The following is a 13,184-nucleotide window of genomic DNA, read 5'->3' as shown; positions in this document are numbered from 1 at the left end:
AATATAAGCACAGATAAATTTTTAGGAGGTGCTTATATTATGGCTACGGTAGATACCGTAAACAATACCCCGCAAACGTCAGGTTTTTGGTCGGCCTTTGGCAACATCAAAATTGGTGCCATACCCCTCCCGCTCTACGCGATCTTAGCTGCAGTCATCTTTACCGCTTCTTTTTATGGTAAGCTTCCTGCAGATATGATCGGCGGCTTTGCCATCATTATGATCATGGGAATGTTTCTTGGGGATATGGGAATGAGAATCCCGATTATCAAGAACATTGGCGGTCCGGCAATTCTTGCTATTTTTGTTCCCTCCATTCTGGTCTTCCTTAACTGGCTTAATCCGGATCAGTTAAAAGCTATAACCGCAATTATGAAAACGGATAACTTCCTCTATCTTTATATTTCGTCCTTGGTCGTCGGCAGTATTTTGGGTATGAATCGGAAGGTGTTAATCCAAGGGTTCTTAAAAATGTTCGTCCCCTTGATTGTGGGAACGATTGCTTCTATTGTCGTTGGGTCTTTAGTTGGAACACTCTTTGGGTTCAGTCTTAAACATACTTTCTTTTATATCGTTGTACCGATTATCGGCGGTGGGATTGGAGAAGGAGTGCTTCCGCTTTCCATCGCTTACTCGGAAATCCTCCATGCTCCCCAGGCATCGATGATTGCACCGTTAACAACTGCTGCTGTTCTTGGAAATGTTGTAGCAATTATTACTGCCGGTTTCTTAAAACGGTTAGGAGAAAAGAAGCAACATCTCACAGGAAACGGGCTTTTAGTTAAAGGCGGTAATGATGAAGAGTTACTCAAAGAAAATACAACCATTGATAAGCCCATCGAGTTTCCCCTAATGGGAGCCGGACTTTTGTTAGCAGTTAGCTTTTATATCTTTGGGAACTTAGCCAACATGGCCATCGCAATTCCCGGAGCTATTATTATGATCTTTGCGGCAGCTATTGTTAAAGCACTGAAGATTATGCCTGCAAGAATGGAGCAAGGTGCTTTTCACTGGTATAAATTTGTTTCAAACAATTTAACCTTCCCGCTCATGGTCGGAATTGGGGTCTTATATACGCCTTTAAGTGATGTTGTCAAGCTGATCAGCCCGGCGTATATCGTCATCGTCATTAGTACAGTTCTTGCTATGATTACCTCCGGATTCTTCGTCGGTAAATTCTTAAAAATGTATCCAATTGAATCGGCATTGGTCACCGCTTGTCATAGCGGTTTAGGCGGAACAGGAGACGTTGCTATTCTTTCTTCGGCTGACAGAATTGAGCTTATGCCATTTGCTCAAATTTCGACCCGGATTGGCGGAGCTTCCATGATTGTTATCGCCACGATCTTAATGCGGATGTTTGGTAACTAAATAATTTACTTTAATTTTTTAATAAAATTAATTAAAATTGATTAAATTAGATTAAATGAGCCTATATAAAAGAGGGGGGATCCTATTATGTCGCAACGTGAAGATGCACTTAAACTGCATGAAGATAATCAGGGGAAAATTGCTGTCGTCAGCAAAGTTCCCGTCCGTAACGGCGAAGACTTAAGTTTGGCTTATTCCCCGGGAGTAGCTGAACCCTGCAAAGAAATTGCGAAAAATTCAAGCTTGGTAAATCGCTATACCAACCGCCCTAATCTTGTGGCTGTGGTTTCAACAGGTTCGGCAGTCCTTGGCTTAGGCAATATTGGAGCTCGGGCAGCTATGCCGGTTATGGAAGGAAAGGGAATTCTCTTTAAGACCTTTGGGGCTGTGGATGCTTTCCCGATTTGTGTCGACACACAAGACAGCGATAAGGTCGTTGAGCTCGTAAAATTGCTTGAGCCCACCTTTGGCGGAATTAACTTGGAAGATATTAAAGCGCCGGAGTGCTTCTATATTGAAGAGAAATTAAAAGAAATCTACGATGGCCCGGTGTTTCATGACGATCAGCATGGAACTGCGGTTATCACGATGGCCGGACTCATCAATGCCTTAAAAGTCGTGAATAAAAAGCTGAACGAAGTCAAGATTGTCGTCAACGGGGCTGGCGCTGCAGGAATGGCGATTGTGAAGATCCTGATGAGTGCAGGTCTTCAGAATGTCATCATGTGTGACACCAAAGGAATGATTTATGAAGGACGTCCCACGGGAATGAATAAGTATAAAGAGGAGATTGCTAAGAGGACGAACCGCGGGCTTCTTAAGGGACCCCTTGCCGATGCGTTAAAAGGAGCAGATGTCTTTGTCGGCGTGTCGGTTGCAGGTGCTGTAACCTCTGAAATGGTTCAATCCATGGCTAAAGATCCGATTGTATTTGCTCAGGCCAATCCTGTTCCGGAGATCCTGCCTGAAGATGCTAAAGCTGCCGGAGCGATTGTTGTAGGTACAGGACGTTCGGACTATCCTAACCAGGTCAATAATGTTTTAGCTTTTCCAGGAATTTTCCGTGGAGCAATTGACTGCGGAGCAACGGCTATTACAGAAGAAATGAAAGTAGCAGCAGCCTATGCGATTGCCAATATTGTTACTCTGGACGAATTAAATCCTGACTATGTTCTTCCAAAAGCCTTTGATTTAAGAGTCGGTCCAGCTGTGGCAGCTGCTGTGGCTCAAGCTGCAATGGATTCAGGAGTAGCGACACAAAAGGTAGATCCGCAAGAGGTTGCGGAAAATCTACGTAAGTTTTATGAGGCAAATCAATAAATGCTTAACTTTTAACCAGGAACATTTTGACAGAATTTGACCGGGGTTATTTGAACTGGGGTGCAGTTCAAGCAACCCCGGTTCTTTATTTTAGCTTCTCATTTTCACAAAGAAGGTGTAAACTATATTATCTTAAAAAAATGTTAGTGAAAAGCAATGGAGTAAATCAAATGCACGATTTTTTAACGAAAAGCAACCAATGGTTAAATAAAAAAATGTTTGTCATGGTCATGTCAGGGATTGTAGCGGGGTTCTTCATTCCGCTGAACAATTCTTCGTTTCTGGGGGCCTTAGCCACGGGCTTATTTGCTTATATGACCTTTATAAGCGCCCTGCGGACAACATTACAGGATGTAGTTCGTATTTTAACAAAGCCGCTTATTCCTTTATGGAGTTTGTTTTTGATTCATGGGGTTGCACCTTTAGCGGCGTGGGGAGCGGGCCTTTGGCTTTATCCTGACAATTTCGACATGAGGGTAGGTCTCATTATTGGATCAACCATTCCTATTGCAGTGACGTCAATTATTTGGACTACAATTGCGAATGGAGATATTGCGCTTGCTCTGGTGACGGTCACCTTGGATACGTTACTGATTCCGATCTTAATCCCGGCTGTTTTCAAAGTCATGATTGGAACGAGTGTTGCAATCAATTATGGGAGTATGGTTTTAAGGCTTCTCCTTATGGTCACGATTCCAAGCGTTCTTGGTATTGCAATCAATGAAATGACTAAAGGGCGACTTGAAGAATTTTCGAGTTCGGTAGGGGGAGTAACCTCTAAGATTGCCAACTTTTTTGTCATCTATATCAATTCAGCGATTGTTCTTCGGCAAATCCAATGGAATCAGTCAGCGCTGGAAATGATGTTTATCGTTTTAAGCTTGATTTTTGTCAATTATTTGATTGGATTTTTAGGGAGCTATGTCGTAAAGATAAGGAGTAAAGAAACGATAACGGCAATGATCTTTAACGTGGGCATGCGCAATACCAGTTTCGGCTCAGTTATTGCCATTACGTATTTTCCTGCTGCAGTCGCCTTGCCGATAATATTAACCCTTCTTTTTCAACAACCTCTTGCGGCGATCGTATCTAAGCTTCTAACGAGAATAAACAGACCCTGCTGCGAGAACAGCTTGAATTGTTAAACTAAAGAGTAACTTTTTGGGCCAAGCCTTCATAATCTATATCAAGAAAACAGGATAACCCTTCTCAATCTCATCTTCTAAGGCCATCCAAGAGGCCTAACAAAAAAAGAGAGGGGGTTATATTATGTCACTATTCGGAACACCTTTTTCACCTGTACCCTTCATTGTCGGGCTTTTTGACAACTTTCCCATTGGCACACGGCTTGCCGTTGGACAAGATTCGGGGTTCTGGGTGGGAAACTTTGGCGGGATTCAAGACGGAGTCGCCCTTTTGACCAATGCCCTGTTATTCTCTAATATTGGAACCCCAATTGATGGAGTTCGCCCTGTTGTGCGTATCCCGTTACGCGGTATAACATTCGTTAGCCAATAATAGTTTGAGGGCGGCCTTTTGGCCGTCCTCTTTCTGGTCCATCGTCGCTGGAACAAAAGTGTTCCGCGGAATAGAAAAAAAAGCTAGGCGTATAAGCCTAGCCATTCATTAAGTGTTAAAATGGTCATTTATGGTGTTCAAGCTCCTCAAGCTCATGCAAAATACGGAGTAACAATAAAATTATCACGAATAACTGAAATGCGATAATTGGTAAAATCCATAGCATACTGTTTCCCTCCTTTTGCTTGTCATTCTTAGGGCTAGTACAATATATTCAGTTTGTCCATTAAATGTTCACGGAAAGAATATCTCGCGTAGTGAAGTTTTCAAAGATCTTTTTATAGGACGCAAGAATCTAAAAAGCAAATCAAATATTGCTAGGCGAATAATTAATAATGAACACTTGTAGGAAAATGCGTAACAAATAATAGAAGCTGATTCCCGTTCTTTGTTAGGGGAAATCAGCTTCTACCTCTTTGTATAATATAACAATTTAATGGTTCTATGGCTATTCTTGAGTATTTCTAATAGCTATTTAATTCTTTGGTCAGGAAGTGATAAGGTCATTCCTTGCCTCCGTAGAGAGTCTTTAATTCTTCTTCTTTCATCGTAAAACTGTGTTGATCGGTAGGGAACAGTTTGTTTCTCACTTCGTTTACATATGCCCGTAAGCCGTTAGTCATTTGTTCATTCATATTTGCATAGGGTTTTACGAATTTTGAGACTCGTTCCACTCCGTAAGTGAGAATGTCATGGTATACAAGCACTTGCGCATCGGTATGAACACCGGCTCCAATCCCAATCGTAGGAATCGAAAGTAATGATGTAATTTCTTTGGCAAGCTGTTTTGGAATACATTCAAGTAAAACTGCAAAGGCTCCTGCTTCCTGACATCGTTTTGCATCCTCGACTATTTTCCTGGCAGCTTCGGCATCCTTTCCCTGAACTTTATATCCGCCAAGAACTCCCACCGATTGCGGAGTAAGCCCCAGATGGGATACAACAGGGATACCGGCATTTACAAGTGCTTCGATATGGGATAGCACTCCGTCAGCCCCTTCTAATTTTACAGCATGGGCACCCGTTTCTTGAAGAAGCCTTGCTCCATTTAAGAGAGTGTCCCTGATTGATAGATGATAGCTCATAAATGGCATATCTACTACTATAAAGGTATTGCAAGCCCCACGTTTAACTGCTTTAGCGTGGTGAATCATATCCTCCATCGTCACATAGATGGTTGAATCATAGCCTAGCACAACATTGCCAAGAGAATCACCAACAAGAATCATGTCCGCCTCAGCTTGCTCGACTTGCTTTGCCGAAGGATAATCGTACGCGGTAATCATTACAATCTTTTTTCCTTCGTTCTTCATTTTCAAAAAGTCTTTCGTTGATTTCATAATTATTCCTCCGTTCCGTTCCGTAATGGATACAGGCATTATAAATAAATGGTTTCAATGAAAAGGTACAGTTCGAATGATACTGTCCAAATAAAGTATACCGAACTTAGCAGGAATTTGACTCCCTAACTTACATATAACATATATTCAAATGCTGTTAAACCATAGATTCTTTTAAAATGCTTATTTAAATGTGTTAAATCTACAAAACCACATTCTGCTACCGCCGAATAAACATCTTTATTTTTTTCTATTAACTCTTTAGCAAGTTCTACCTTGCAGTTTAGAAAATATTGATAGGGTGAAATTCCAGTATCGGCTTTAAACATTCTGATAAACTGAAATTTTGAAATATCAAGTTCTCTAATAATGTCATCAAGTCTTAGAACATTTTTCAGGCTGCAATGAATCATATCCTTAGCTTTCCTGGTTAGATCGTTATCTTTCCTGTAACTCATACAAAGATTGGGCTGTGTAAAGCAATCCGTAAGAGATAAAAGCAATTCACTGCACAATGCTTCATCTTTTCCGCTTAATATTGCACAAGAGAGGCTTAGTATTCTTTGTTCAAGGCTGTGATTATACACAATTGGAGAAGAGAAGCGGACCATATCCTTCTTTTCAAGAATATCTAAAAATAGTTTCGGCTCAATATATACCATAACATAATCAATACCTGTCTTATCATGTGCCATACCGTCATGTGGTTGCTCCGGGTTAAAAAGCATGACACCGTTTTGATATGACGACTGCAAACTTCCATCCAGGTTATACTCCTGAATACCCCGTAGTGTTACACCTAATGCATACTCCTTATGGGAATGCTTTTTGTATTTAAAATCAGTAAAGCTTGCTGACAACGCAGTAATACCTGCTGATTTTTTATATATAAATCGATCCATATGAATCACCTCTTAATTAGCTCAACTACCCCAGATGCCATTATCGCTGAATAAACTAAAAATAATGCCATAATTACATTAACAGTCTTTTGATATTTCTGTAAAAATTCTTTGAACATTGCACCAAAGAGAACCCATGTAACAAATGCACAAAATCCAATAATTGTTATTAACGTAGCAAATACAGCAAGTGCAGGTGGAGTAGTATAGTATGGCATAACAAAGCTTGGAATTACTGTCATTGTGAACAGTACGACTTTTGGATTTACAAACTGCATAAGAAAGCCAGAAATAAAAGTAGCAGTTCGTATCTCAGCCGACTCTGAAACATCCATTTTGTATATTTGATAAGCAAGATAGAGCATATAGAAGGTCCCGATTATCTGCATAACAATCAAAATCTTTGGTATTACTGCTATAAGTACAGTATTCAATACAGCGGAAATACCAAGTAATAACCCAAAAGCAATAGTTGCCCCATATGAATATTCTATTGCCTTTTTTGTCCCAAAATTATGCACTGTGGACAATATGACAATATTTGTAGGTCCAGGTGTGAATGTAACAATGCAGCAGTATAATAAAAAAGATGTAATATTCATGAAGTGCACTCCTTGAAAGTATTTTCATAAATATACATCTTAAAATTCAAGGCATATAGTATATTATTGCAGAGTCACAAATTTGTATTATAAACAATGTTTCGCAATATCCTATTATAAGTATAACTTAGGTTTATGTGAACTACCAATTATAGACATTAGATGCCATTTATCTTCTTTCCGCTGCTTCCTTATTCTTAAAATGTGCAGTAAGCTCCCAGGCTCCTTTTTCAGCCAGAGCATCTTTCCATACAATAACTTTGGTTTCAAGAAGAACACATACGGAGCTTAAATGAATTGGAGAAACCGGCTAAGGCATAAGCTGGTTTAAGAATTCCGACTTAAGCAGTTTATGTAACACTGATAAAAGCTAAAGAACCAATCGGCAGCGGTTGAAGAATAAATCCGAGAATAGTTGGGCCTAAATTTTAATCTTTGGAAAAGGAGCTTTCTACAGTGAAGGCTCCTTTTTCTTGTAGATATGAACATAGGTTTGGAAACTTAAAAAGCGAATTAATTCACAAGAATATAGGAGGTGACCTTTGTGGAAATAACGCGTCGTAAGTTTATAGGAGGGGGATTAGCCCTTGGAGGAGGTTTAGTGCTAGGAAGTACCGGACCTATTCTCCGAGGCTTAGGCTATACCGGCAAGGTCCAAGCCGCCCCGACCACGGAAGAGAAGGTTGTTCGTACTGCATGCAACCCGGAGTGCAATCATTGCGGCTATATGGTGCATGTTCGCAACGGCCGGGCTGTACGGATCAAACCTGATCCTAAATTCTATCTGCGTCCCTGCTTGCGTGGCTATTCTCGTTTACAGTGGACCTATCATCCTGATCGCCTGAAATACCCCTTTAAGCGAGTGGGTGAACGGGGTGAGGGCAAGTGGGAACGGATTTCCTGGGATGAAGCCTTAGATTTGGTAGCTAAAAACTTGGATAGTATCAGATCAAAGTACGGTCCGCAGTCCGTCCTTTTCTACGGAGGTGCGGTCATGTCCACACTTCGCTTCGGATATGACTTTGGCCTTAGTAAACGTTTTGCTAATGCCTTCGGTAAGGGTGCAACCACGGATCTTGTAGGCTCTCTCTGCTGCGCCGCCCAGGGGGAAGGAGAGACGGCCATGGTTGGCTACCGCTGCAACGTATGGGATACGCTATCTGATGCTCGGATGATTATTAACTGGGGACACAATCCAGCCCAAAGCTATCATGCCCATTGGTACCTGATTGCCGATGCCTTAGATGCCGGCGCCCGAATGGTGACCATTGATCCCCGCTTCAGCGATACCGCCGCCAAGTCGGACAGCTGGCTTGCCCCTCTCCCTAGTACTGACCTGGCCTTGTCCATGGGAATGATCAATATCATTATCCAGGAATCCCTTTACGATAAAAATTATGTTCTCAAGAAAACCAACCTGCCTTTCCTTGTAAACGAAGCTACAGGTAAACTGCTTAGGGCAAAGGAAGCAGGCATCACTCCTGACAACACCGACTTTGTGGTCTGGGATCCCGTTAAGAACGGCCCTGCTTCTCCTTCTTCCGTCACTGAACCAGCTCTGGAAGGCCAATTTACCATTAATACCATCCATGTCCGCACTGTATTCAGCCGCCTGAAAGAGCGGGCCTTCCAATATTCTCCCCAAAAGGTGGAGGAAATTACCGGAGTTGCCAAGGAAAAAGTGGAAGAACTGGCCAGGGATTATGCTACCATTAAGCCCGCCACTATCAACAGTGTTATGAGTGGCGCCCAGCGCACCAGCTCGGGGGAGTACTTTGTAGCCAGCTTGGTCTGCCTTTCCGCTTTAACCGGAAATCTTCCCTTGCCTGGCGGAGGGGTCAACGATCTGGGCGGCCCCCTGGTCCACGGCACCCTGAATTTGGGAGAATTTCTCTTACCCTACCCGCCTGCTCCCAAGGGACAAATTCCCATGAGTCAGTTGGGGGAAATGCTGGATGAAGGCAAACCTTACCCGATCAAGGGTGTTTACTGGCAAGGCGCAGGACTCGGTCAATATCCTAATAGCGGTAGGCTCATGAAAGCCATGAAAAAGGCGGATTTCCTTGTGGTTGCTGATAATTTCTTTACAGACGCAGCCTCCATCGCCGATGTGGTTTTGCCGGCCGCCACCCTGTTTGAATACACTGATCTAATGGCTTCCCACGTCAACGAATACTACCAGCTTATCGATCAGGCAATTGAGCCCCTTTGGGAATCGCGCTCTGATCCTCAAATCTATAGAGAGCTAGCTAAACGGTTAGGATTTGGGGAATATTTTGATAAGACGGATGAGGAATGGGTTGATTTTGTTTTGAAAAATACAGGTCTTTCCGTCAAGACGCTGCGGGAAAGAGGAGCTGTCTGGGCGTGGGGTGATGAACGCCTCAATAACTTTGGCATCAAGAGAGAGCCGGGAGATTTCGTCTTTTTCAGGGACACTCCTATCCGAACCCCCTCCGGACGAGTAGAATTCCACGCCACCCGCTGGGAAGATAAAGGATTCGAGCCTATGGTCGATTATTTTCCACCGAAGGAAGGGAAAGAAAAAACTCCTGAACTGGCCCAAAAATACCCTCTCCACCTAGTCAATGCCAAAATACGAACTAAAGTTCACTCCAGTTTCGCCCTTATGCCTTGGCTTTCGGAAATTTACCCTAAAGGATGGGTGGAGCTTAACCCTAAAGATGCAGAAAATCGCGGCATTCAAGAAGGAGACAAGGCCGAGGTCCTTAATGACCGCGGAAAATTAACACTGACGGCAAGAATCAATCCGGGAGTCCGATCTGGTGTGGCCGTTGTGCAAAACGGCTGGTGGATACAACAAGGGACGAATTCCAGTATTCTAACCAATGATGCGCCTTCGGCTATTGCCAACGGTCATACACTAAACTCCACTCTTGTTGAGGTAAGGAGGGCACAATAATGTCAACGAATAAACGTTTAGGCTTAGTTATTGATATGCAACGCTGTATTGGATGCTGGACCTGTGCAGTATCCTGTAAAACAGAGAACAACGTGGGGCTTGGAAACTGGTGGAACAGGGTCCTAAGCCCAAGTGGACAGCAAGAACAATTTGGAATGCCAACAGCTGGACCTGATGGTCAACCCGAAATATCTTCTCGTCCGTATGCCTGTATGCATTGTAAAAACGCGCCATGTGTAAAGGCTTGTCCAACCGGTGCAACATACAAGCGCCCTGATGGAATCACAGCCCAGGATTATTCTAAATGTATCGGTTGTCGGATGTGTATGGCTGCTTGTCCCTATAATGTTCGGGTTTTTAACTGGGGTACGCCTGTCCAGGTGCCAACATTTGAAGATGATCATGTCGGAAATGCTGATGTTCCAAAACGCTCGAAAGGTGTTGTGGAAAAATGCACATTCTGTGTAGAAAGAACAGATAAAGGTGAGCTTCCGACTTGTGTTGCCGGATGTCCTGCACATGCCCGAACATTTGGCGATCTCAACGATCCAAATAGTGAAGTTTCCAAACTTATTTCTGAGCGTGGCGGTGAAACATTTAAAGATGAGTTTGGAACGGAACCAAGTGTTTATTATCTCCCTCGGCGGCGTCGTCAATCAACAAAAAGTATAGCCATGAGCCAAACCACGAGTCTAAACAGTACGGGAGCCGCTCTTGCTGCCAAAACTCCGGTGCCGCCCAATACTAATATTGTTGCCCCAAATAATACTGTAAGTGTCACTAATACCCCGAAAACGTCTGAACCAACTTATCAAGGCAATTGCTGTATTAAAATACGGGAGAGTGATCAATTATGAGCAAAAAAACTGTAAAGACGGGAACGATCTGGATCTCATTTTTAGTTTTAATAATGGCAATTGCCTTTGGAGTTTGGATAAGGCAGTTACGCCTTGGGCTAGAAGTGACAGCAATGAATAACTATGTTTCTTGGGGGCTTTACATTATCACCTTTGCCTTTTTGGTTGGCTTGAGTGCTGGAGGATTAATCGTTTCCTCGACGGCCTATATTTTTAAATTAAAGCGTTTGGAACAAATGGCGCCTGTGGGAATTATAGCTGCGGTGGCTTGTGTGATCGGTGCCGGAGGTATGGTTTTTGTCGATGTTGGTCACCCTGAACGGGTACTGAATATCCTCTTCGGTAGTGGACGGATAACTTCCCCTCTCAAATGGGACTTTTTCATTCTTAGTGCTTATTTGTTATTAGGAGTATCTGAGCTTTATGTGCTCTTCGGAAAAAAGTGGAATAATAAACCAGAAGCTCAACGGGAGCGTATGCTTCGGTGGGCGGCATATATCGGATTGCCTGTGGCGATACTAGTCCATTCCATCACTGCCTGGATTTTTGGTCTTCAAATTGGACGTCCGTATTGGAATACAGCTTTAATGGCACCTATTTTTATCTCCTCAGCGGTTGTATCCGGTGTCGGGTTACTCTTAATTATTGCTTATGCAGGACAACGTTCCGGACAGGAAGTTCCTGGATTAGATGAACAAAATCGTGCCTTTTTAACCAAGTTACTATCCAGTTTTATTCTTGTTGATGCCTTTTTCCTTTTCTGTGATCTTTTTACGTCCGCTTATTCAGGTGGGACATTCGAGGCTTCAGCTGTAGCAAGAGTCCTATCCGGTTCTTTATCCCCAATTTTTTGGGTAGAGCTTATTTGTGGAGTAGCTCTCCCGTTCCTGCTTCTTGTCCATTCAAAGACTAAAAAATCGCTTGGTTATCAAGCTTTGGCCGGAGTTCTAGTTGTATTAGGTGTCTTTTTTAAGCGGATCAATATTATTCTACCCGGCTTCCTACAACTGAATGTTCCTTATTCTCCCGGAGTTTCAACAGGACACTTTATTCCTGCTCAGGGAGCATTCAGCAGTGTAGCTGATAAAAGCTCCTTTACTGTAATTGGTCATTACTTCCCAAGTGTTTCGGAGATCCTAATTACCTTAGGTGTTTTGGCAATGGTTGCTTTTCTAATAACCATAGGAGTTAAATTAACCCTGAACATGAACCAGTCCGAACAGGTTTTTAAAGATGTTCATGTGGGCGAGGAGTTATAACCATGAGTAGTTCTAAGCCGTCTATGGATCAAATCAAACGAAAAAAGGTTTATGGCTTTTTGGCTACTGCTTTCTATGAACCAAGTGTTAATTTAGTAGAGTTACTAAATAATCATAATGAATGGGCTGATATTGTTCTGGCAGTGGAAGAACTCTGTGGGGCAGAAGGTGAACTAATAAGGGAACTTCCATCAACGCTTGCAGTGAAAACAAAGGTTGAGACAGACAGCAATGAAGAAGATAGGGCAGGAAAAAATATAAAATTATTTGCTCCAGAGGAGTTAAGTGCAATACTTCAGGATTTGCGAGTAGAATATACCCGGCTGTTTCTTGGACCAGAACCACCTCCTTGTCCTCCCTATGAATCTGTTTACGATCCCAATCGTCCACTAGAGCAAAAAGGGACAATTCTTGGTCCAGCAACTATGGCTATGGAAGAGTTATTGCGAGTTGAGGGATTAGCTATTACACTGGAATATGCTGAATATGCCGACCATATTGCCATTGAGCTGGAATTGATGTACTATCTCTTGGCTAAGAATGCCAAACAATATTCGGAACATAAGCCGAATATTCAATCGGCCAACTCTTTTCTAAAATCACGACTTCTTCCTTGGTTGCCTGACTTTGGAGATAAGCTGGCTAATGAGGCAAAGCATCCTTTTTATAGGATTTTGGGGAGATTGCTGACTTCAATTATTAACTCTGAAGGAATACGATATGCTTAATTTAACTCATTACTTGCTATCAGGATTAATGAGCTTCGCAAATGTGCTAAGTTTTATGGGAGTGTAGATTTTACGGAGGATTACTTTATACTTTACCACTGTTCAAATTATGTAAACTTAGTTCAGAGGAAGTTGAATGACTTCACCTGAACTAAGTGCTTTTTAATTTCAGTATTAAATCAAAGGTCTTACTTTTTTCGTAAGTAGGGGTAAAAACATAGTTGATTATTTAGTGGGTAATAATTTTGCTTAATTTAGATATAGTGCTGAATACGATAGTCATAGATTTTAAAGTAAATATGGC

11 protein-coding genes are annotated in these 13,184 nt (G+C 42.3%); 8 read left to right on the top strand and 3 right to left on the bottom strand.

Going from position 1 to position 13,184, the window contains the following annotated elements; translation table 11 throughout:
* Nucleotides 1-39: 39 nt before the first annotated feature.
* The 4 genes from ACHOLT_RS20145 to ACHOLT_RS20130 all read left to right on the top strand — a co-directional run bounded on the left by ACHOLT_RS20145 (nt 40) and on the right by ACHOLT_RS20130 (nt 4,209).
* A complete protein-coding gene (locus ACHOLT_RS20145) occupies nt 40-1,371 on the top strand; it encodes a 2-hydroxycarboxylate transporter family protein (protein ID WP_425804395.1) in 1,332 nt (443 codons plus the stop codon).
* 87 nt (nt 1,372-1,458) lie between these two features.
* Complete coding sequence (locus ACHOLT_RS20140; RefSeq protein WP_425804392.1) at nt 1,459-2,691, top strand: NAD(P)-dependent malic enzyme; 1,233 nt, start codon at nt 1,459-1,461, stop codon at nt 2,689-2,691.
* Nucleotides 2,692-2,861: 170 nt separating this feature from the next.
* Nucleotides 2,862-3,836: a bile acid:sodium symporter family protein gene (locus ACHOLT_RS20135; RefSeq protein ID WP_425804389.1), complete on the top strand. Its 975-nt coding sequence runs from the start codon at nt 2,862-2,864 to the stop codon at nt 3,834-3,836.
* A gap of 124 nt (nt 3,837-3,960) precedes the next feature.
* Nucleotides 3,961-4,209 (top strand): hypothetical protein, encoded by a 249-nt coding sequence (locus ACHOLT_RS20130; protein WP_425804387.1) that lies wholly within the window; start codon nt 3,961-3,963, stop codon nt 4,207-4,209.
* A gap of 563 nt (nt 4,210-4,772) precedes the next feature.
* Here the strand turns inward: ACHOLT_RS20130 and panB are convergent.
* From panB to ACHOLT_RS20115, 3 genes are all read right to left on the bottom strand, one after another.
* Nucleotides 4,773-5,609: a 3-methyl-2-oxobutanoate hydroxymethyltransferase gene (gene panB / locus ACHOLT_RS20125; RefSeq protein ID WP_425804385.1), complete on the bottom strand. Its 837-nt coding sequence runs from the start codon at nt 5,607-5,609 to the stop codon at nt 4,773-4,775.
* Nucleotides 5,610-5,734: 125 nt separating this feature from the next.
* Entirely contained in the window at nt 5,735-6,511 is a 777-nt protein-coding gene (locus tag ACHOLT_RS20120) for an AraC family transcriptional regulator (protein WP_425804383.1), read from the bottom strand.
* 5 nt (nt 6,512-6,516) lie between these two features.
* The gene (locus tag ACHOLT_RS20115; RefSeq protein WP_425804380.1) at nt 6,517-7,113 is read right to left on the bottom strand and encodes a LysE family translocator; all 597 of its coding nucleotides are present in this window, start codon (nt 7,111-7,113) and stop codon (nt 6,517-6,519) included.
* Between the two features lie 544 nt (nt 7,114-7,657).
* Here ACHOLT_RS20115 and ACHOLT_RS20110 point away from each other — a divergent pair.
* The 4 genes from ACHOLT_RS20110 to ACHOLT_RS20095 are packed head-to-tail and all read left to right on the top strand — an operon-like array spanning nt 7,658 to nt 12,880.
* Complete coding sequence (locus ACHOLT_RS20110; protein WP_425804378.1) at nt 7,658-10,036, top strand: molybdopterin-containing oxidoreductase family protein; 2,379 nt, start codon at nt 7,658-7,660, stop codon at nt 10,034-10,036.
* Nucleotides 10,036-10,893 (top strand): 4Fe-4S dicluster domain-containing protein, encoded by an 858-nt coding sequence (locus tag ACHOLT_RS20105; RefSeq protein WP_425804375.1) that lies wholly within the window; start codon nt 10,036-10,038, stop codon nt 10,891-10,893. The genes ACHOLT_RS20110 and ACHOLT_RS20105 overlap by 1 nt, the downstream gene beginning before the upstream one ends.
* A complete protein-coding gene (nrfD, locus tag ACHOLT_RS20100; protein WP_425804373.1) occupies nt 10,890-12,152 on the top strand; it encodes an NrfD/PsrC family molybdoenzyme membrane anchor subunit in 1,263 nt (420 codons plus the stop codon). The genes ACHOLT_RS20105 and nrfD overlap by 4 nt, the downstream gene beginning before the upstream one ends.
* A gap of 2 nt (nt 12,153-12,154) precedes the next feature.
* Nucleotides 12,155-12,880, top strand: a complete 726-nt coding sequence (locus ACHOLT_RS20095) for a TorD/DmsD family molecular chaperone (protein WP_425804370.1) — start codon at nt 12,155-12,157, stop codon at nt 12,878-12,880.
* Nucleotides 12,881-13,184 lie beyond the last annotated feature (304 nt).

The sequence above is a fragment of the Desulfitobacterium nosdiversum genome (assembly GCF_049860565.1).
In the GTDB taxonomy this organism is placed as follows: domain Bacteria; phylum Bacillota; class Desulfitobacteriia; order Desulfitobacteriales; family Desulfitobacteriaceae; genus Desulfitobacterium_A; species Desulfitobacterium_A nosdiversum.
The sequence above is the reverse complement of the archived record's forward strand: the minus strand, read 5'-3'. Positions and strand labels throughout refer to the sequence as shown.